At 68.7% G+C, this 20562-nt stretch carries 15 protein-coding genes; 13 read left to right on the top strand and 2 right to left on the bottom strand.

From position 1 onward, the window contains the following. Positions 1 to 48: 48 nt before the first annotated feature. From BEN78_13615 to BEN78_13595, 5 genes are all read left to right on the top strand, one after another. Positions 49 to 1023, top strand: coding sequence for a hypothetical protein (locus BEN78_13615; protein ID ASR45143.1), 975 nt, complete (start codon positions 49 to 51; stop codon positions 1021 to 1023). 46 nt (positions 1024 to 1069) lie between these two features. Continuing rightward, a complete protein-coding gene (locus BEN78_13610; protein ASR44246.1) occupies positions 1070 to 1732 on the top strand; it encodes a hypothetical protein in 663 nt (220 codons plus the stop codon). A gap of 105 nt (positions 1733 to 1837) precedes the next feature. Beyond that, on the top strand, positions 1838 to 2689 hold the full coding sequence (locus BEN78_13605) for a hypothetical protein (protein ID ASR44245.1): 852 nt from the start codon (positions 1838 to 1840) through the stop codon (positions 2687 to 2689). 34 nt (positions 2690 to 2723) lie between these two features. Continuing rightward, complete coding sequence (locus tag BEN78_13600) at positions 2724 to 3458, top strand: hypothetical protein (GenBank protein ID ASR44244.1); 735 nt, start codon at positions 2724 to 2726, stop codon at positions 3456 to 3458. Between the two features lie 46 nt (positions 3459 to 3504). Next, positions 3505 to 4179 (top strand): hypothetical protein, encoded by a 675-nt coding sequence (locus BEN78_13595; GenBank protein ASR44243.1) that lies wholly within the window; start codon positions 3505 to 3507, stop codon positions 4177 to 4179. A gap of 135 nt (positions 4180 to 4314) precedes the next feature. Here BEN78_13595 and aspA read toward each other — a convergent pair whose 3' ends face one another. Continuing rightward, complete coding sequence (gene aspA / locus BEN78_13590; protein ASR44242.1) at positions 4315 to 5730, bottom strand: aspartate ammonia-lyase; 1416 nt, start codon at positions 5728 to 5730, stop codon at positions 4315 to 4317. 126 nt (positions 5731 to 5856) lie between these two features. Here aspA and BEN78_13585 point away from each other — a divergent pair, with 126 nt between their 5' ends. The 8 genes from BEN78_13585 to BEN78_13550 all read left to right on the top strand — a co-directional run bounded on the left by BEN78_13585 (position 5857) and on the right by BEN78_13550 (position 17033). Further along, positions 5857 to 7239 carry an adenylosuccinate lyase gene (locus tag BEN78_13585; protein ID ASR44241.1) on the top strand — a complete coding sequence of 461 codons (1383 nt, stop codon included), beginning with the start codon at positions 5857 to 5859 and terminating at the stop codon, positions 7237 to 7239. 91 nt (positions 7240 to 7330) lie between these two features. Continuing rightward, positions 7331 to 7855, top strand: a complete 525-nt coding sequence (locus tag BEN78_13580; GenBank protein ID ASR44240.1) for a hypothetical protein — start codon at positions 7331 to 7333, stop codon at positions 7853 to 7855. Between the two features lie 114 nt (positions 7856 to 7969). Beyond that, the gene (locus BEN78_13575; GenBank protein ID ASR44239.1) at positions 7970 to 9175 is read left to right on the top strand and encodes a transcriptional regulator; all 1206 of its coding nucleotides are present in this window, start codon (positions 7970 to 7972) and stop codon (positions 9173 to 9175) included. A 47-nt stretch (positions 9176 to 9222) separates the two neighbouring features. Next, complete coding sequence (locus BEN78_13570) at positions 9223 to 10083, top strand: hypothetical protein (protein ASR45142.1); 861 nt, start codon at positions 9223 to 9225, stop codon at positions 10081 to 10083. Positions 10084 to 10290: 207 nt separating this feature from the next. Next, positions 10291 to 13131 (top strand): 2-oxoglutarate dehydrogenase E1 component, encoded by a 2841-nt coding sequence (locus BEN78_13565; protein ID ASR44238.1) that lies wholly within the window; start codon positions 10291 to 10293, stop codon positions 13129 to 13131. Positions 13132 to 13176: 45 nt separating this feature from the next. Continuing rightward, positions 13177 to 14421, top strand: a complete 1245-nt coding sequence (locus tag BEN78_13560; GenBank protein ID ASR44237.1) for a dihydrolipoamide succinyltransferase — start codon at positions 13177 to 13179, stop codon at positions 14419 to 14421. A 469-nt stretch (positions 14422 to 14890) separates the two neighbouring features. Continuing rightward, a complete protein-coding gene (locus BEN78_13555; GenBank protein ASR44236.1) occupies positions 14891 to 16327 on the top strand; it encodes a dihydrolipoyl dehydrogenase in 1437 nt (478 codons plus the stop codon). A 112-nt stretch (positions 16328 to 16439) separates the two neighbouring features. Next, positions 16440 to 17033 carry a Rossman fold protein, TIGR00730 family gene (locus BEN78_13550; GenBank protein ASR44235.1) on the top strand — a complete coding sequence of 198 codons (594 nt, stop codon included), beginning with the start codon at positions 16440 to 16442 and terminating at the stop codon, positions 17031 to 17033. 133 nt (positions 17034 to 17166) lie between these two features. Here the strand turns inward: BEN78_13550 and BEN78_13545 are convergent, their stop codons facing one another. After that, positions 17167 to 20517, bottom strand: a complete 3351-nt coding sequence (locus BEN78_13545) for an alpha-1 2-mannosidase (protein ASR44234.1) — start codon at positions 20515 to 20517, stop codon at positions 17167 to 17169. Positions 20518 to 20562 lie beyond the last annotated feature (45 nt).

The raw sequence follows: 20562 nt of genomic DNA, 5'->3' as shown, positions 1-20562 counted from the left end.
GCGCCCGCACCTGCGCGCACGCCGCCGCATGCCACGCACCGGTTCCGGCTGCTGCTGCGCCGCGAATACTGGGAGCACCGCGGCGGCATGCTGTGGGCGCCGCTGATCGCAGGCGGCCTGTCGCTGCTGCTGTCGGTGGGTCTGCTGATCACGATGATCTTCGTCGCGCGCCGTCAGATCGCCAACGGCTCGCGGATCGAATACGAGGGCGTCACCATCAACGGACTGGACCTGGGCACACTGGTCAGCCAGCTCAACGGCGACGATCTGCGCGGACTCGCCGATGGCCTCTACGCCACGCTGCTGATGTCGGCCGCTTGGCCGTACATGGTGATGATCTTCGTCGCGTTCTTCTATTGTCTGGGCGCGCTCTACGATGAACGTCGCGACCGCAGCGTGTTGTTCTGGAAGTCGTTGCCGGTGTCGGACACCGCGACCGTGCTGTCGAAGGTCGTGACCGCCGCCTTTGTGATCCCGGCAATCTCGACCGCGATCGCCATCGTCGTGATGCTGCTGTTCCTGACCGCGCTGAGCGTGGCCGCGGCAGCGCATGGCGCCAATCCGCTGCCGCTGCTGTGGGGCAACGGCATGGCCTTCCTGCTTGCCGCGCAGTTGGTCGCCGCGATCCCGGTCTACGCCGCGTGGGCGCTGCCGACCATCGGCTGGCTGCTGCTGTGCTCGGCCTGGGCGCGCAGCAAGCCCTTCCTGTGGGCGGTGCTGCTGCCGCTGGCCGTCGGCGCCGCCGCGTCGATGACCGGGCTGCTGCAGGTGGTGGGCCTGGACCGCCACTGGCTGTGGGGCAACGTGATCGCACGGCTGCTGCTGGGCACCGTCCCGCTGACGGGCGCGGACCTGTCGTATCTGCAGCAAGCCGCGGACGGCGGCGAGCAGATCAGCAACCTGCTGAGCGTGACTGGGGTCTACACGAACTTCGCCACGCCCTCGATGTGGATCGGCATCGTGGCCGGCGTGCTGATGATCGCGCTGGCGATCCGGTTGCGCCGCTGGCGCGAGGAAGGCTGAGCCCGCGCTTCGAAACCCGCCATCACGACCGCAAGGAGCATCCGTTATGAAGTCTGCCGCCTTCTCCATCATCGCCGCGCTCGCCCTGGGCCTGTCGCCGGTCGCCTGGTCGGCACCACCGCAGGAAGGGGTGCGCAACGAAGTGCGCCGCGAACTCGCCGACGCGCGGCAGGAGATCCGCACCGAGCTCGCCAACGCACGCGCCGAACTCGAGACCGAGAACATCGACGTCGGCGACAGCCTCCAGTTCGGTCGCGACGGACGCCGCAAGCGCGACGGCGACGCCAAGCTGCCGCGCGCCGCGATCACGCCGCGCGGCGATTTCCTGGTCGATGGCCACCCCGTGGCCATCGACGCCCACCAACGTCAGCAACTGCTGGCCTACCGCGGCCTGGTCATCGAGGTCGCGCGCACCGGTATCGACATGGGCGAGGTCGCGGCGCTGGCGGCCGTGGACGCCGTGGACCGGGGCGTGTTCGGGCTCATGGTCAGCGCGATGACCGGCAGCCTGGAGCGCCGCATCGAGCGGAACGTACGCCAGATCGTGGAACCGGGCGCACTACAGATCTGCGCGCGCATGCCGGCGCTGCACGCGGCCGAGCAGCAACTGGCGGCCGACCTGCCGGCGTTCCGTCCCTATGCACGGCTGGAGGCCCGCGATACCGACACCTGCCGCGACGAGGTGCGACGCAGCTTCGCATCGCGCTGACCTATCCCTGAGGGACGCCTCGGCGCATGCTGCGACGCCCCCGCCCATCAGAACCGCCCGCGGCGCTCCTCTCACCGGTCCGGGCCAGCCAAAGGATGTTCGATGATGAAGTCGCCTTCGGGTTCCCGCGCGTCCGCCCTCGTCTTTCTCGCGACCATGCTCGCCGCGCCACTGGCCGCGCAGGCCGACGACCCGCCGCAGTGCCGCTACAGCCAGCCGCGCGAGTCGGCGCTGGACTTCAACGGCATCCGCGTGGTCCGCTTCGAGATCGGCAACAGCAAGCTGCGCATCGACGGCGCCAGCAGCCCTGATGCCACCCTGCGCGGCCGTGCCTGTGCCTCGAGCGAGTCGGCGCTGGCGTCGCTGACGCTCGATGCCAGCCGCGCCGGCGAGGTGCTGACGGTGGCGCTTGGACGCGCCTCCACGGGCGGCTTGTTCGGCAACCGCTATGCCTATCTGGACGTCACGGGCCAGGTGCCGGCCAACGTCCTGGTGCAGGTGGTCGTCGGTTCGGGCGATGCGTGGGTGACCGGGGTCGCGGCGGCCAGCGCGGATGTCGGTTCGGGCGACGCCGAACTGCGACGGGTCGCCGGCCGCACGACGGTCAAGGCCGGCTCGGGCGACGTTCTCGTCGAGGACGCAGGCGAGCTGAAGCTGCTGTCGGTGGGCTCTGGCGACATCGTGGCGCGTGGCATCCGCGACAGCGTCGAGGTCGGCAGCGTCGGCTCGGGGGATGTCGAGTTGCATCGGATCGGCGGCGACATCCGCATCGGCAGCATCGGCTCGGGCGACGTCGAGATCCGCGATACGTCGGGCAGTGTGCGCGTGGATTCGATCGGCTCGGGCGACCTGGATGCGCAACGCGTCTCCGGCGACCTGACCGTGTCGTCAAAGGGCAGTGGTGACGTCGTGGTGCGCGAGGTGCGCGGCACGGTCGATCTCCCCCGCACGCGCTGACGCTTTCGCCCTCGTCTATTCCAGGAGCCGGACCATGCCCCGCTTTCTTCACTCGCACGCTCTGCCCGTAGCACTGCTGCTCGCCTGCACCGCGGTACTTCCAGGCTGCGGCCACGATGCCCCCCCCGCGACAGATCAGACCGCGACCGACGCGACCACGCCGGACGCGGCCGACAACGGCTTCATCGCACGCACCACGCGGCGCGCACTCGACACAGCGCGCGCCAAACTGGCTGAGGGCAACATCGGTATCGGCGGCAAGGGCAGCGGGGGCGTCGATATCAACGGGGTCCGCGTCGGCGACAAGGACGGGCGGACCGCGCACCTGCCCAGGGCCGAGATCAGCCCCGCGGGCGACCTGTTGATCGCAGGCAAGCCTGTGGCCATCGACGCGGCCCAGCGCGAACTGCTGCTGGCACACCGCGCACATATCCTGGCGATCGTCGATGCCGGCATCGCGATTGGCATGCAGGGGGCGCGGCTCGGTGCGGACGCCGCCAAGGGCGCCATCACCAGCGTGCTGTCGGGCAATTCCGATGCCTTCGAGGCGCGCATGGAGGCAGAAGGCGCGCGCATCGAGGCCGAGGCACGCAAGCTCTGCGATCTGCTGCCGCCGTTGCTCCAATCCCAGCAGACGCTGGCGATCGCCCTGCCGGCGTTCCAACCCTACGCCACGATGACCGCCGCCGACATCGACGACTGCCGCAAGGACGTCGAAGACCACCACGGCGCGGCGGTGGAGGCCGCAGCCGGCGAGACGACCCCGTAGTAGTTGTGGTTCGGGTCACCGAGCCGATCCAAGGAAGGCGCGTCCCATGCATCCCGATATCCACCACCGCCTCGATGCGATCGAGCATCGCCATCGTCTCGCCGTACTCGGGTTGGGCGCCGTCTGCCTGCTGCTGGCGAGCGCCTGCATCGCGCTCTGGCTGCGGCCATCGATACCCCAGCTTCCGGACCGCTTGCGGCTGCGCGAACTGGTCGTCGTCGATCCGACGGGCGTCGAGCGCGTGCGCGTGTCCGGCGACCTGCCCGACGCCCTGATCGACGGCAAGCGCGTCGATCGCGGTAGCGCCGCGGCCGGCGTCATGCTTTACGACCGCAGCGGCCAGGAACGCGGCGGCTACGTGACCTGGGACGACGGCGATAATGTCGGCCTGACGCTCGACGGCCGCCAACGCCAGAGCGCACTGTTCGTTGCGGGGCCCGACGGCGCCGCCGCGCTACAGATCTGGCACGGCGGCCGGATGCTGGACCTGCGCGCGGATGCCGACGGCGCGCGCTTGAGCCAGTCGGTCGATGGCCGCGTGCAGGTGCAACTGCCGGAGGTCGCTGCATTGTCAGCATCGACCTGCACGCTGTTTCTCGGCGGCCTGGCCGAGGAAGTGCCCGGCGGCCTGCCGCCGGAGCAGGTGCGCAGCATTTGCGAGGGCCGTTTCAGCGAGACGGCCTGCACCGCGTGTCTGGGGCGCGACGACGCCCCCAGGTAGCGCGAACCGCCCCATTGGAAGGCGCGTCTACGACGTGCCCGTGCCCCCACCCGACGCGCTGCACGCGTCGACCTCCCCCGCGTTGCGGGGGAGGTGATCGCCGCCTGCGGGCGAGTGATCGCTGACCGTGCCGGACTACCCGCCGCCGCCCGCGCCCTCGTGGATGCCGCCCCGGGTCAGCGCGGCCGGATCGAGCAAGGCGCGCAGGTCGGCGGCCGACAGCCCGCTGTCCTCCAACGCCACATCGAGCACCGGCCGTTCTTCCTTGTAGGCACGCTTGGCGATCGCCGCCGCCTTCTCGTAGCCGATGATCGGATTGAGCGCGGTGACCAGGATCGGATTGCGCGCCAGCGCGGCATCGACATTGTCGCGGCGGACCTTGAGGCCGGCGATCGCCTGGTCGGCCAGCAGCCGCGACACGTTGGCCAGCAACTGGATGGACTCGAGCAGGTTGGCCGCGATCAGCGGCAGCGCGACGTTGAGCTGGAAGTTGCCGGTCTGCCCAGCGACCGTGATCGCGGTGTGGTGGCCGATGACCTGGGCGGCCGCCATGACCGTCGCCTCGGGAATCACCGGGTTCACCTTTCCTGGCATGATCGAACTGCCCGGCTGCAGTGCAGGCAGCTCGATCTCGCCCAGGCCGCCGAGCGGGCCGGAATTCATCCAGCGCAGGTCGTTGGCGATCTTGATCAGGGCAACGGCCAGCGCATTGAGCTGACCCGACAGTTCCACCGCATCGTCCTGGGCGGCGATGCCCTCGAACTTGTCGTCGGCCGATTCGAACCGGGTCCGGGTCAGGGTCGACAGCGCGCGCGCGACCTTGCGACCGAACTGCGGATGGGCATTGATGCCGGTGCCGATCGCGGTGCCGCCGATCGGCAGCCGGCGCAACCGCTTGAGGGTGTCGTCCAGCCGCGCCTGTGCGGAAGCCAGCTGCGAGGCCCAGGCCCCGAACTCCTGGCCGAAGGTCAGCGGCATCGCGTCCATCAGGTGCGTGCGCCCGGTCTTGACCACCGTCCGCAGCGACTTGGCACGGCGCTCGATCGTGCGTCGCAGGTGCTTGAGCGCCGGTTGCAGGTCCTCGACCACGGCCAGCTGCGCGGAGACGCGGATCGCGGTCGGCACGACATCGTTGGAACTCTGGCCGAGGTTGACGTGGTCGTTGGGGTGCACCGGGCGGCCGCCCCGCGAGGCCAGCGTCGCGATGACCTCGTTGGCGTTCATGTTCGACGAGGTGCCCGACCCGGTCTGATAGATATCGATCGGGAAGTGCGCGTCGTGCGCCCCGTCGGCGACCTCGAGCGCGGCGGCGCGGATCGCCTTGCCCAGCCGGCCCGGCAACAGATCCAGGCCGGTGTTGACGTCGGCGGCGGCGGCTTTGATCAAGCCCAGCGCGCGGATGAAGCCGCGCGGCATCGGCCGGCCCGAGACCGGGAAGTTCTGCACCGCGCGCTGGGTCTGGGCGCCCCACAAGGCGTCGGCGGGGACCTGCAGGTCGCCCATGCTGTCGTGTTCGATCCGGAACGCCGGGGCGTTCGCTGACGTGCTCATTCGTTCGGCTCCTTGGAGGGGAAGGGTCCGGCTGGCGTGGTCGCTGGCGGATGGGACGGTCCTGCGCAGGATACGCGAGCGCCATGCAGGCTAAAATGACGGCTTGTCCCGCCGCGCCCCCGCCCAATGACCGACTCCCGCACCGCCGACGCCGCCCTGCTCGCCCTGTCCCCGCTCGATGGCCGCTATGCCGGCAAGGTCGATGCGTTGCGGCCGATCTTCTCCGAGTACGGCCTGATCCGGGCGCGCGTGCGGGTCGAGATCGAGTGGCTGATCGCGCTGGGCGACGAGCCGGGCATCGCCGAGCTGCCGGCGTTCGACGCCGGCGCGCGCGCGACGCTGCACGCGCTGGCCGAGGACTTCTCGGTGGCCGATGCCGCACGCGTGAAGGAGATCGAGCGCACCACCAACCACGACGTCAAGGCGGTGGAGTACTTCATCAAGGAGCGGCTCAAGGACGATGCGGCGCTGGCGCCGGCGCTGGAGTTCGTGCATTTCGCCTGCACCAGCGAGGACATCAACAACCTCGCCTACGCGCTGATGCTCAGCAAGGCACGTCAGCACGTGCTGCTGCCCACACTCGACCGGCTGATCGCGACGCTGCGTGACATGGCGCATGCGCACGCGGCGTTGCCGCTGCTCTCGCGCACCCACGGCCAGACCGCCTCGCCGACCACCGTGGGCAAGGAACTGGCGAACGTCGTCGCCCGGCTGCAGCGCCAGGGCGAGCAGCTCGCGGCCGTGCCGCTGACCGGCAAGATCAACGGCGCGGTCGGCAACTACAACGCCCACGTCGCCGCCTATCCGGACATCGACTGGCCCGCGTTCTCGCGCCGCTTCGTCGAGTCCTTGGGTCTGGAGTTCAACCCCTACACCACCCAGATCGAGCCGCACGACTGCATCGCCGAGATCGCCGACGCGAGCCGCCGCATGGGTACGATCGGCATCGACCTGTGCCGCGACGTATGGGGTTACATTTCGCTGGGCTATTTCAAGCAGGCGCTCAAGGACGGTGAGATCGGCAGCTCGACGATGCCGCACAAGGTCAACCCGATCGACTTCGAGAACGCCGAGGGCAATTTCGGCATCGCCAATGCGCTGTTCGAGCATTTCGCCGCGAAGCTGCCGATCAGCCGCTGGCAGCGCGACCTCACCGATTCGACCGTGCTGCGCGCGCTGGGCACCGCATTCGGCCACACCCAGATTGCACTTGACGCACTGCTGCGCGGATTGGGCAAGCTCAGCGCCAACCCCGAGCGCCTGGCGCAGGACCTGGACGCGGCGTGGGAAGTGCTGGCCGAGGCCGTGCAGACGGTCATGCGCCGTCACGGCCTGCCCAACCCCTACGAGCAGCTCAAAGCGCTGACCCGCGGCCAGGGCATCACCGCCGCGTCGATGCGCGCCTTCGTCGATGGCCTCGACCTGCCCGAAGCCGACAAGGCCCGGTTGCGCGCGTTGACGCCCGGCGCCTACACCGGCCTGGCCGAGCACCTCGCCCGCGCGATCTGACCATGCGCACGGCGCGCGCCTGACGGCGCGACGCCACCTGCACGCACCGCAGCGCAGGCTGCGGTCATCCAGCCCCTGCCCAGGCTTTCCTATGCGCCGCTCCGTGCCCCGCCCGGCCGCCATCCTCGTCCTCCCGATCGTCGCCGCGGCGCTTGTCGCCTGTGGCGGCCCTGCCGACGAGGCGTCTTCGGGGACAGTCGAGGACGCGCCGACGGCCGCGTCGGGAACCTTGCGCGACCCGGCCAGCGGTGCCATGTGCGGCGGGCAGGACGTGCAGGTGAGCCGCGACGACTTCGAGATCGTGCTCGACGGGGCCTGCGGCGACGTCGTGGTGACCGCCTCCCGGGGCGCGATCAATGTCGACCATGCGGCCTCGATCCGGGTCGAGGGCGACCATGTCACCGTGCTCAATCGCCGCGTCGGCGACGTCTTGGTGACCGGCAGCGATAACACGCTCAATCTCACCGAGGCCGGTAACGTGCAGATCGGCGGCGACCGCAACACCGTGCTCGCACGCAATGTCGCCTCGGTCGAATTCGAGGGCGCCGGCAATACCGTCAACCCGAGCAACACCCCCGACGTGCACGACGACGGCCAGGACAACCGCGTGCTGTAGCCGCTGCGTGCCGCGCCGGCCCAGCATCGGCACGCGCCGTCTGCCCGAAAGTGCCCGCCGCGTCCATGCGCGCACGCAATGCGCGGCCCAAGCCGATCACGTACGCTTGCGCGCATGAAAGCCCTCCCCTTCGAGATCGATGCCGGCCGCCACGGCCCGCTCGGCATGCCCCCTGCCCGCTTCCTGCGCGACTACTGGCACAAGCGCCCGTTGCTGATCCGCAACGCCTTCCCCGGATTCGAATCCCCGCTGCAGCCCGAGGACCTGGCCGGGCTGGCCTGCGAGGAACTGGCGCTGTCGCGCCTGATCCGCCACGACCGCGCCAACGATGGCTGGCAGGTCGAGACCGGCCCGTTCGACGAGGCGATCTTCCCGGACCTGGGCGACCGCGACTGGACGCTGCTGGTCCAGGACGTGGACAAGTGGGACGCCGACGTCGCCGCACTGCTGCCGCACTTTTCGTTTCTGCCGCGCTGGCGCATCGACGACATCATGGTCAGTTTCGCCGCGACCGGCGGCTCGGTCGGCGCGCACGTCGACCACTACGACGTGTTCCTGCTGCAGGGCCTGGGCCATCGCCGCTGGATGATCGACGCCTCGTACGCGCTGGGCCGTGGGCTGCCGTCGCAGGACTTCCGCGACGATGTCGAATTGAAGCTGCTGCGCGAGTTCACGCCGACCCACGACTGGGTGCTCGGCCCCGGCGACATGCTCTACCTGCCGCCGATGGTGCCGCATCACGGCGTGGCCGAGGACGCCTGCCTGACGCTGTCGGTGGGCATGCGAGCACCGTCGGCCGCCGAACTGATGGGCGACTACATCGACACACTGGCCGCCGAGGCCGACGACGCGGTGCGCTACCACGACGAGACGCTGACGCTACCCAAGGACCCCAACGAGATCGACGCGGGGACGATGGTCCGCGTGGTCGAGGCGCTTAACGCCATCCGTATGCGCGATCCCGACCAGTTGGGCGACTGGTTCGGCCGCTTCATGACCGGCTACCGCAACGCCCACCAGGTGGTCGCTGGGCAAGCGCCGCCGCCGTCCGACGAGGTCGACGCGCTGCTTGCCGGTGGCCGGGCGGTGCTGCTGCGCAATCCGTTCTCGCGCGCCGCCTGGCGCCGTGCCGCGCGCGGTGCGCGACTGTTCGTCTCGGGCAGCGAGTTCGCGTTGCCGGTCCGTGACGCACAGCGTCTGGCCGCTGCGACCCGCCTCGATGCCGCCGGTCACGCGGCCTTGTCGCCGGCGGGACGCGCCGCGGTCTACGCCCTGCTCGAGCAAGGCCACTACACGCTGGCCCGTCCAGAGGACGTGTGAGCGTGCCGGCGTCGCTCCGGGTCTTCCCGATCGCGAACGACGCCGACATGGCCGCCGCGCAGGCGCTGCGCGAGCAGGTCTTCGTGCTGGAACAGGGCGTGCCGGCCGCGCTGGAGCGCGATGCGCTCGATGCGCAGTGCCGGCACGTGCTGGCGGTCGAGGCCGATGGCACAGCGGTGGGCACCGGGCGGCTGACCCCGGACGGCCGGATCGGCCGGCTGGCGGTGCGCGCCGACCGACGCGGCCGCGGCATCGGCGATGCCCTGCTGCGGACGCTGCTGGAGATGGCGCAGGCCGAGGGGCTGACCCGCACCCATCTGCATGCCCAGTTGCACGCGATGGACCTGTACGCGCGTCATGGGTTTGTCGCCGACGGGCCGCCGGTATTCGAGGCGGGCATCGAACATCGTAAGATGCATCGGCACGCGCAGGCCGCCTTCGCGATCGAGGACCTGGCGACCGCGGTCGCCGCCAGCGTGACGGTGATCCTGTCCGCACGTCGCGGCCTGTGGCTGCGCAGCCACGATCTCGATCCCGGCCTCTATGACCACCCCGAGGTGCTGCGCGCGCTGCAGCGGTTCGCGACCGCCGGGCGCGGCGGCGTCGCACGCATTCTGCTGCAGGACGCGGCCGCACTGCGGACCGGTCCACCGCCCCTGGTCGCGCTGGCGCAGCGTCTGCCGAGCGTATTCTCGATCCGTGAGGTCGACACGGCAGCCGACCGCGGCTTCGCCGGCGCCGTGCTCGCCAACGACATCGGCGGCTTCGTCGTCCGCCCGCTCGCGCACCGGATCCAGGGTGAAGCAGCGACCACGCTGCCTGGCCGCGCGCGTCGACTGGTCCAAGCATTCGAGACGGTGTGGGAGCGTTCACGTCCGGCGACCGAGTTGCGCGCGCTCGGCCTCTGATCCCGGACCCACCGCGCAGGTACGCAGCGCACGATGCCCACGCAAGGCGCGATCGCGCGTTGGCGCCCGGCGCTCGCGGCCGCGCGGGGTGCATCGCACCGGAGGACACGCGTATACTGTCGTGACCTCCCTGGCCGCCAGATTCCGGCTTTTTCCGGCATTCCGGCACGCCGCACCCCCCTCCCCAAAGAGTCCGAATCGCCAGACGTGGACAGTCTCCTGAAGCAGTTTGCGCAGTCGTCGCAGTTCGGCGCCAATGCCGCCTATATCGAAGACCTGTACGAGCAGTATCTCGTGGACCCCGACAGCGTCGGGACGGACTGGAAACGGTGGTTCGACACGTTCAAGGGCCGCGAGGCCGGCGACGTGCCGCACTCGGCGGTGCTGTCGGCGGTTGCCGATGCCGGCCGGCTGGCTGCGCGCGGCGTGGTCCAGACGCAGGCCTCGGGCGCCGGTGACGAGCGCGAACGCCATGTCGGCCGGCTGATCACCGCCTACCGCTCGCGCGGCCACCTGGGCGCCCGGCTCGACCCGCTGGACATGACCCCGCCGGTCAACCCGCCGGACCTGGGGTTGCCGTTCCACCAGCTCACCGAAGCCGATCTCGACGACGAGTTCAGCACCGGCGGCGTGGGCGGCCAGCCGCGCATGAAGCTGCGCGACCTGCTGGCGCTGCTCAAGGCGACCTATGCCGGTCCGATCGGCGCCGAGTTCATGCACATCCCGGACTTCGAGCAGCGCAACTGGCTCTACACCCGGCTCGAGAACGCCGGCGGCCGGTTCGCGCGCAGCCCCGAGGAGAAGAAGCGCATCCTCGAGCGGCTGACCGCGGCCGAGGGCCTGGAACGCTACCTGCACACCAAGTACGTCGGCCAGAAGCGCTTCTCGCTCGAAGGTGGCGACGCCCTGATCCCGTTGCTCGACAACGTGATACAGCGCGCGGGCAAGGACGGCGTCAAGGACATCGTGATCGGCATGGCCCACCGCGGCCGCCTCAACGTGCTGGTCAACACGCTCGGCAAGAACCCGCGCCGGCTGTTCGACGAATTCGAGGGCAAGTTCGAGCACCACGACGACGATCGCGCCCACACCGGCGACGTGAAGTACCACATGGGCTTCTCGGCCGATCTGGCCACGCCCGGCGGCGCCGTCCATCTGGCGCTCGCGTTCAACCCCTCGCACCTGGAAATCGTCAACCCGGTGGTCGCCGGCAGCGTTCGTTCGCGCCAGCACCGCCGCCGCGACACCGAGCGCAAGGTCGTGCTGCCGGTGCTGCTGCACGGCGATGCGGCGTTCGCCGGCCAGGGCGTGAACATGGAACTGTTCCAGATGTCGCAGGCCCGCGGTTTCGCGGTCGGCGGCACGGTGCACGTGGTCATCAACAACCAGGTCGGCTTCACCACCAGCGACCGCCAGGACGCGCGCTCCACGCTGTACTGCACCGATGTCGCCAAGATGGTCGGCGCCCCGGTGCTGCATGTGAACGCGGACGATCCCGAGGCCGTGGTGTTCTGCGCCGAGCTGGCCTACGACTTCCGCCAGACCTTCGGCAAGGACGTGGTCATCGACCTGGTGTGCTACCGCCGCCACGGCCACAACGAGGCCGACGAGCCGGCGGCGACCCAGCCGCTGATGTACCAGGTGATCCGCAAGCACAAGACGCCGCGTGAGCTCTACGCCGCCCGGCTGGCCGCCGAGGGCGTGCTCGCCGAGGCCGACGCCAAGGCGATCGTCGACCGCTATCGCGACAAGCTCGATGCCGGTGAGGTCACCGTGGAACTGGCCGACGCCAAGCCGTCGGACTACGAGTTGACGATCGACTGGGATCCCTATCTCGCCGGCCGGCTCAGCGACACGCTCGACACCCGGGTGTCGGTCGACAAGCTCAAGGCGCTGGCAAAGACGATCACCACCCTGCCCGACTCGGTGCATCTGCACCCGCGCGTGGCCAAGATCTACGAGGATCGTCGCAAGATGGCCGCCGGCGAGCTCCCCGGCGACTGGGGCTTTGCCGAGAACCTTGCCTACGCGACCCTGCTCGATGCCGGCAACCGGCTGCGGCTGGTCGGCCAGGACAGTGGCCGCGGCACGTTCTTCCACCGCCATGCGGTGCTCCACGACCAGCAGGACGGCGAGGACTACATCCCGCTGCGCCAGCTGGTGAAGAACCCCGAGGACGCCACGATCATCGACTCGCTGCTCAGCGAGGAAGCAGTCATGGCATTCGAGTACGGCTACGCCTCGTCCGAGCCGGGCACGCTGTGCATCTGGGAAGGCCAGTTCGGCGACTTCGCCAACGGCGCCCAGGTCGTCATCGACCAGTTCCTGTCCTCGGGCGAGGCCAAGTGGCAGCGCCTGTGCGGCCTGGCGCTGTTCCTGCCGCATGGCTACGAAGGCCAGGGCCCCGAGCACAGCTCGGCCCGCCTGGAACGCTTCCTGCAGCTGTGCGCGCTCGACAACATGATGGTCTGCGTGCCGACCACGCCGGCGCAGGCGTTCCACATGATCCGCCGCCAGCTGTGCATGACCACCCGCAAGCCGCTGGTGGTCATGACGCCCAAGTCGCTGCTGCGCCACAAGCTGGCAGTGTCGACCCTCGACGAGCTCGCCAACGGCGAGTTCCAGCACCTGATCCCGGACCACGACGCCGATCCGGCCAAGGTCAAGCGCGTGGTCGTCTGTTCGGGCAAGGTCTATTACGACCTGCTCGAGGAAGCCCGCAAGCAGTCGCTGGACAACGTCGCACTGGTCCGTGTCGAGCAGCTCTACCCGTTCCCGCGCAAGCTGCTCACCGCCGAGCTCGAACGCTTTTCCAAGGCCACCGAGGTGGTCTGGTGCCAGGAAGAGCCGCAGAACCAGGGCGCGTGGTACCAGATCAAGCACCATCTCGAGTTCTGCTCGGGGCCCAAGCAGTCGCTGCACTACGCCGGCCGCGCACGCTCGCCCTCCCCGGCCGTCGGTCACTTCAACGACCACGTCGCCGAGCAGCAGCAGCTCATCGCCGACGCGCTGGTCAACGACCTCGCCGGCAAGGTCCTGTCCGAATAATCTCCGCTCGCATTCCCACATTCCACGCTTTTCCCAGGAAGCCACATGGCCACTGAAATCAAAGTCCCGGTCCTGCCCGAATCCGTGTCCGACGCCACCATCGCCACCTGGCACAAGAAGGCCGGCGATGCGGTCAGCCGCGACGAGAACATCGTCGACCTGGAGACCGACAAGGTCGTGCTCGAAGTGCCCTCGACGGTCGATGGCGTGATCAAGGAGATCAAGTTCGAGGAAGGCGCGACGGTCAACAGCCAGCAGGTCATCGCGATCATCGAAGAAGGCGCCGCCGCGGCCGCACCGCCGGCTGCCGAGTCGGGCAACCAGGACAAGGAAGCGCCGGCCGCCGGTGCCGAAGAAGTGCAGTCCAAGTCGCAGGCCAAGCAGGCCGACGACAAGGCGCCCTCCTCGACCAAGCCGCAGTCGGTGGCCGGCGGCAAGGCCGCCGACCTGCCGCCGGGCGCGCGCTTCACCGCCGAGAGCAAGGGCATCGACCCCTCGCAGGTCGAAGGCACCGGCCGTCGCGGCGCGGTGACCAAGGAGGACCTGCTCAACTACGCCGCCGGCAAGACCCCCGGCGTGTCGGGCGGCGCCCGCCCCGAAGAGCGCGTGCCGATGACCCGCATCCGCAAGCGCATCGCCGAGCGCCTGATGCAGTCCAAGGAATCGATCGCGATGCTGACCTCGTTCAACGAGGTCAACCTGGGCAAGGTGATGGCGCTGCGCAAGGAACTGGGCGAGCAGTTCCAGAAGGAACACGGCATCAAGCTCGGCTTCATGAGCTTCTTCGCCAAGGCCGTGGCCAATGCATTGCAGCGCTACCCGATCATCAACGCCTCGGTCGATGGCGACGACATCATCTACCACGGCTACGCCGACATCTCGATCGCGGTCTCGACCGACAAGGGTCTGGTCACGCCGGTGCTGCGCAATGTCGAGCGCATGGGCTTTGCCGAGATCGAACAGGGCATCGCCGACTACGCCAAGAAGGCGCGCGACGGCAAGCTCGGCCTCGACGACCTGCAGGGCGGCACGTTCACGATCACCAACGGCGGCACCTTCGGCTCGCTGATGTCCACGCCGATCGTCAACCCGCCGCAGTCGGCGATCCTGGGCATGCACGCGATCAAGGAACGCGCGATCGTCGAGAACGGCCAGGTCGTCGCCGCCCCGATGATGTACATCGCGATCTCCTACGACCACCGCATCATCGACGGCAAGGACGCGGTGCTGTTCCTGGTCGACATCAAGAACCAGCTGGAAAATCCGCATCGCATGCTGCTCGGGCTCTAACAAACTTAGGAAGTTGCCATGGAAGGCTTAACGATTGCTCTAGTTACTACCGTCATCATTGCATTAGGAACCGTTGTCGCAGCAGCAATAACAACGTATGGGCACATCCGTGCGGCGCGTGAATCCAACGCCAAAGATCTCCTCAGGGACGATTTAGATCGAACTCGGCGAGAGGCAGATCAGATTAGGGCCGATTTGGAATCGGCTCGACGGAATCTGATTTATGTGCTTGGGCAAGTAGCGGCCTACCACAAGGTTGAAGATCTATATTTTGAGGACATCAAAAGTAAGGACCCGACCTTGACCAATACGGCTAAAGCGAATCTACGGCGACAAGCAGCTGACGCATGCGGCATCTATCCGAAGATGAGTCGGACTGAGGCCACCTCCCTGATAGATCAAATCCAAGGCGGCCAACGAGTCGACATCTCCGACGCAGCCAGAGCAACTGACAAAAGTGAGTAATTCCATGGCAGAGCAATTCGATGTGGTCGTCATTGGCGCCGGCCCGGCCGGCTACCATGCCGCCATCCGCGCCGCGCAGCTGGGCATGAAGGTCGCGTGCATCGACGCCGCGCTCGGCAAGGACGGCAAGCCGGCGCTCGGCGGCACGTGCCTGCGCGTGGGCTGCATCCCGTCGAAGGCGCTGCTCGATTCCTCGCGCCAGTTCTGGAACATGGGCCATATCTTTGGCGACCACGGCATCAGCTTCAAGGATGCCAAGATCGACGTCGGCGCGATGGTTGGTCGCAAGGACAAGATCGTCAAGCAGTTCACCGGCGGCATCGCGATGCTGTTCAAGGCCAACAAGGTGACGCCGTTCTACGGCTTTGCGACGCTGCACCCCGATCGGGTGGTGAAGGTCAAGCAGCACGACGGCGCGGAGATCGAGCTGACCGGTACGAATGTCATCCTCGCCGCGGGCTCGGATTCGATCGAACTGCCGTTCGCGAAGTTCGACGGCGACACCATCGTCGACAACGTCGGTGCGCTCGACTTCACCGAGGTGCCCAAGCGCCTGGCAGTGATCGGGGCCGGCGTCATCGGTCTTGAACTGGGCAGCGTGTGGAAGCGCCTGGGCAGCGAGGTCACGATCCTCGAAGCTCTGCCCGACTTCCTCGCCGCCGCCGATGCCGAAGTCGGCAAGGCCGCGCTCAAGGAGTTCAAGAAGCAGGGCCTTGACATCAAGCTCGGCGCGAAGGTCTCCAAGACCGAGGTGACCGGCAAGGGCAAGAAGAAGGAAGTCGTCGTCAGCTACGCCGACAAGGACGGCGAGCAGTCGATCACAGTAGACAAGCTGCTGGTCGCGGTCGGCCGCAAGGCCGCCAGCCAGGGCCTGCTGGCCGAAGGCACCGGCGTGAAGCTGACCGACCGCGGCCAGATCGAGGTCGACGACCATTGCCATACCGGCGTCGACGGCGTCTGGGCGATCGGCGACTGCGTGCGCGGCCCGATGCTGGCGCACAAGGGCTTCGAGGAAGGCATCGCCGTCGCCGAGCTGATTGCCGGCCTGCCCGGCCATGTCAACTTCGACACGATCCCGTGGGTCATCTACACCGAGCCCGAGCTGGCCTGGGTCGGCAAGACCGAGCAGCAGCTCAAGGCCGAGGGCATCCCGTACAAGGCCGGCAGCTTCCCGTTCGCCGCCAACGGCCGTGCGGTCGCGATGGTCGAGCCGGCCGGTTTCGTCAAGGTGCTCGCGCACGCCGAGACCGATCGCATGCTGGGCATGCACCTGGTCGGCGCCAATGTCTCCGAACTCGTGCACGAAGGCGTGCTGACCATGGAGTTCAAGGGCTCGGCCGACGACCTGGCGCGGATCTGCCACGCGCACCCGTCGCTGTCTGAGGTCGTCCACGACGCCGCAATGGCCGTCGACAAGCGGGCGATCCACAAGGCGAACTAAAGCGCCCCTCGTCTTGCCTTGAGAAGGCTCCGCTTCGGCGGAGCCTTCTGCTTTCCGGCCCGGCCCAACGCGCTCGCGGACCGGGCGATCATCTACAAAAGGACACCCCCACATGAAATCGATCTGCGTCTATTGCGGCTCCAATGCTGGCAGCAAGCCCATCTACGCCGAACGCGCGATGGCGCTGGGCGACCGCATCGCCCGCGACGGGCTGCAACTGGTCTATGGCGGTGGCAACGTCGGCCTGATGGGCACCGTCGCCAATGCGGTGCTCGAGGCTGGCGGCTCGGTCACCGGCGTCATTCCCAAGCAGCTCGCCGACTGGGAAGTCGCGCACCGCGGCCTCACCCAACTGGAGATCGTCGACTCGATGCACGCGCGCAAGATGCGCATGTTCGAACTGTCGGACGCCTTTGTCGCCCTGCCCGGCGGCTTCGGCACGATGGAGGAGATCTTCGAGATGTTGACCTGGCGGCAGTTGGGCATCGGCAACAAGCCTTGCGCGTTCCTCGATATCGATGGCTTCTACGCGCCGCTGATCGGCATGATCGACCGGATGGTCGAAGAGCGGTTCCTGCATCCCGACCAGCGCGCCGACCTGTGGTACGGCGACGACATCGACGCGATGCTGGCGTGGATGCGGGGGTATACGCCAGCGCGGGCGGAGAAATGGATCGATGAGAAGCGGCGGAGTGCGTTGAAGTAGCTGAAGTCAAAAGGCGTCGCTTGATGCGCCGAGGTCATGGCGCGTGGCGACGCGTTCGACACACTGGCGCCCAAGGGTTCGCCTGGCGCGGTCAGGTCATGGCGCGTGACGACGCGCCGAACAGACGGGCGCCCTAAGGTTCGCTTGGCGCGGCGCGACGCGGAGTAAGCAGTTCGATCTCGGCCAGCTGCAACCGGCCCGGTGATGCGAAGCGCAGCCGATAGCGGTCGAACATGCCGGGCGTGACGATCCGGAAGGGCCGGGTCTGGCCTGACCAGCGGAACGCCTCCCCATCTCGCGTGTCCAGCACCTGCCAGGCACCGTCGCCGCGGCGCGCTTCCAATGTCCAGGCGGCGTTGGGGATCGGACGCTCGCCGCTGGTCAGGGTGTAGAAGGTCGGCGCGGCACGCGTCTCCAGCGCGATATCGATCTCGACCGGGTCGCCGCGCAACACGACCGCGGTGCTGGCATCGTCGTCGACCAGTCGGGCACCAACGCCGTCGCCCGACACCGTGACCCGGGCGCCGGGGCCAATGGTGTCGACCAGCGTCGTCGGCGCCTGCCCGGCCGGCGTCAGCGACGGCGGCGCATCCTCGGGCTGGCTGCCCCAGGCCGCCGGGGTCGGTCCCATGACGAAGTCCAGCGTCGCCCCCGCGGCCAGCACACTGTGCGGGATCGAAGTCGACGTCCACGGCCGACCGTCGACCCGCAACGAATGCACGTAGACATTCTCGCGCGAGTTGCCGGGCGCGTTGATCGTCAGCGTCCGGCCACCGGGCAGCGCGAGCGTCATCCGCTCGAACAGCGGCGAGCCGATCACCCAGTCCGGCGAGCCCATGCGCAAGGGATACAGACCGGCCGCCGCCAACACGTACCAGGCCGACATCTCGCCGTTGTCCTCGTCGCCCGGGTAGCCCTGGCCGATCTCGCTGCCCAGGTATAGCCGCGCCAGCACGTCGCGCACGATGCGCTGGGTCTTCCACGGTTGCCCGGCATAGAGATACATCCACGGGATGTGATGTGCGGGCTGGTTGCTGTGCGCATACATGCCCATGCGCACATCGCGCGCCTCGGTCATCTCGTGGATCAGATAGCCGCGCGGCCCGGAGAACTCGACCTTCGCCTGCTCAGGCGTGGCGAAGAAGGCATCGAGCTTGGCCGCCAGCGCCTCGCGGCCGCCGTGGAGCGCCGCCAGTCCGTTGCCGTCGTGCGGGACGGTGAACGCGAAGGTCCAGCCATTGGACTCGGTGTAGTCGTTGGCCCACACGCGCGGGTCGTACTGCGCGGCCGGCACACGCCAGCGTCCGTCCGGCCCGCGGCCCTGGAAGAAGCCCACGCCATGGTCGAAGACGTGGGCGTAGCCGGCCGCGCGGTAACGGAAGTACTCGGCTTCTTCCGCATAGCGCCGCTGTAGGCGCGGGTCGGTTGCGCACGCGGCGAGCCGCGTCGCCATGTCCGCGATGCCGAAATCGTTGAGCACGCCTTCCATCGTCCAGGACATGCCGCCGTCGGTCTCGGTGTCGACATAGCCGCGGAAGGTGCCGCGTGCCAGCCCCTTGCGGCCGACGTGGCGGCTCGGCGGCAGCACCGTGGCGTTCTTGAGTGCAGCCTCGTAGGCGAGCGCGGCATCGAAGCCCTCGATCCCACGCGCCCAGGCATCGGCGAATGCGACATCCGAACTGGTGCCCACCATCAGATCGGCATAGCCCGGCGACGACCAGCGCGCCACCCAGCCGCCGGCCCGGTATTGCTCGAGAAAGCCGTCGATGAGACCGCCAGTGCGCTCGGGCGCCAGCAGCGCGTACGCCGGCCAGGCGGTACGGAAAGTGTCCCAGAAACCGTTGTTGACCTGGACCCGGCCGTCGCGCACCGGCGCGAAGCTGCGCTCGGCGTTGCCCTCGGCATTATCGTCCGACGCACTGTTCTGGCTGGCGTAGCGCCAGTCGGGCGCGGCCTCGGTCCCGACATTCTCGGCACCGGAGTTTGGATACAGGAACAGCCGGTAGAGGTTGGAATACAGCGTGACGCGCTGGTCCTCGGTCGCGCCGTCCACCTCGACACGGCCCAGTAGCGCATCCCATTGCGCTTGGGCGCGTGTGGCGACACGGTCCACGGTGTCGTCCGCCGTCAGCTCCAGGCCGAGGTTGTGCCTGGCCTGCTCGAGCGAGATCAGCGAGGTCGCGATGCGCATCGTCACGCGGCGGGTGCCCGGCGCGAACTTGATGTAGCCCGTGGGACGGCCGGTCTCGATCGCACCGCTGCGCTGCCACGGCCGGTCGAAGGTCGCGTGGACGAACATGCGCGTCGCGCCCGTCGACAGCCCGCTGCGCACGTCGGTGTAGCCCGACAGTGTCTGGGTGTCAGGGTCGAGCGTCAGCCCGCCCCGATCGTCGACGTTGTCGAACAGCAGGTTGGCGTCGGCGCCAGCGGGAAACGCGAATTCGAACAGCGCCGCGTGGTCGGTCGGCGCCAGCGCCACCGCGATACCGTTGTCGAAACGGACTTGGTAGGTATGCGGGCGCGCCAGTTCACGCTCGCGCGCAAACGACAGCGCCCGCGCAGCACGGTCCGCCTGTGGCACGCCCCGGTCGATGGACGGCATCACCTGGAACGTCTGGCGATCGCCCATCCACGGACTGGGCTGGTGGCTGAGCGAGAACGCCTGCAGGCGCGGCCGGTTGTCGGCGTCGTTGTGCTCGTGCCAGCGGTACAGCCAGGCGAGCGTGCCGGCGTCGGTGACCGGCGTCCAGAAGTTGAACCCATGCGGCACCGCGGTCGCGGGCACATTGTTGCCGCGCGAGAACCGGCCATTGGACTGGGTGCCGCGCGTGGTCACCACCCAGTCGCTGGGCGAGGCGCGGTGCGCGGCCGGCGCATCGCCGAGCGCGACGTCGTCCAGCCAGCCCTGCGCGATCCGCCCGCCGCCCGGCCGCAGCTCGAGCTCCAATGCGACGACGCGGCGGCCGCGCAGCGCGGGCACGTCACCCAGGCGTACCGCTTTGCGCGCCCACTGCTGCGGGTAGAGCGCTTGCGAGGCGCCCTGCGCATGCGCGCCGGCGGCCACTCCGTGCTGGTCGCGTGCGTCGCTGGCCGAGATCCGGCTGCCGTCATCGAGGACCGCGTCCAGCGACACGTAGGTGGACGCGACGAGATCGTCGCCGACGATCTCGGGCAGCGCCAGCCACGACAACGTCGTGTCGGCGCCGATCCGCACATCGACGTCGAACAGCCGAACCCGCCCGTCGTTGCCGCGATAGCGCAGCGCGCGCAAGCCGGTGTAGCCGACCGAAGGCTTGGCGGCATACGGATCGGCAGGGCCCACGCCGACCTCCACGCGTACGCCCTGGTCATCCGCGGTCGGCGGCTGGGGCTGGCCGTGTTCGAACGACGTGGCGAAGTCCGCCTGCGCCGCGGCTGCGCCGGGCATCGCCAGCAGGAGGACCGCCGCCAGGCGCAGCGCCTGTGTCGCATGTGCATGTGTCATCGAACCGCTCGTCTCGTGTCGTGATGGACGCGTCTGCAGGAAGGG

It is taken from the genome of Xanthomonas citri pv. mangiferaeindicae, from assembly GCA_002240395.1.
Lineage (GTDB): Bacteria > Pseudomonadota > Gammaproteobacteria > Xanthomonadales > Xanthomonadaceae > Luteimonas > Luteimonas citri_A.
This window is presented reverse-complemented; position numbering and strand designations above follow the sequence as displayed.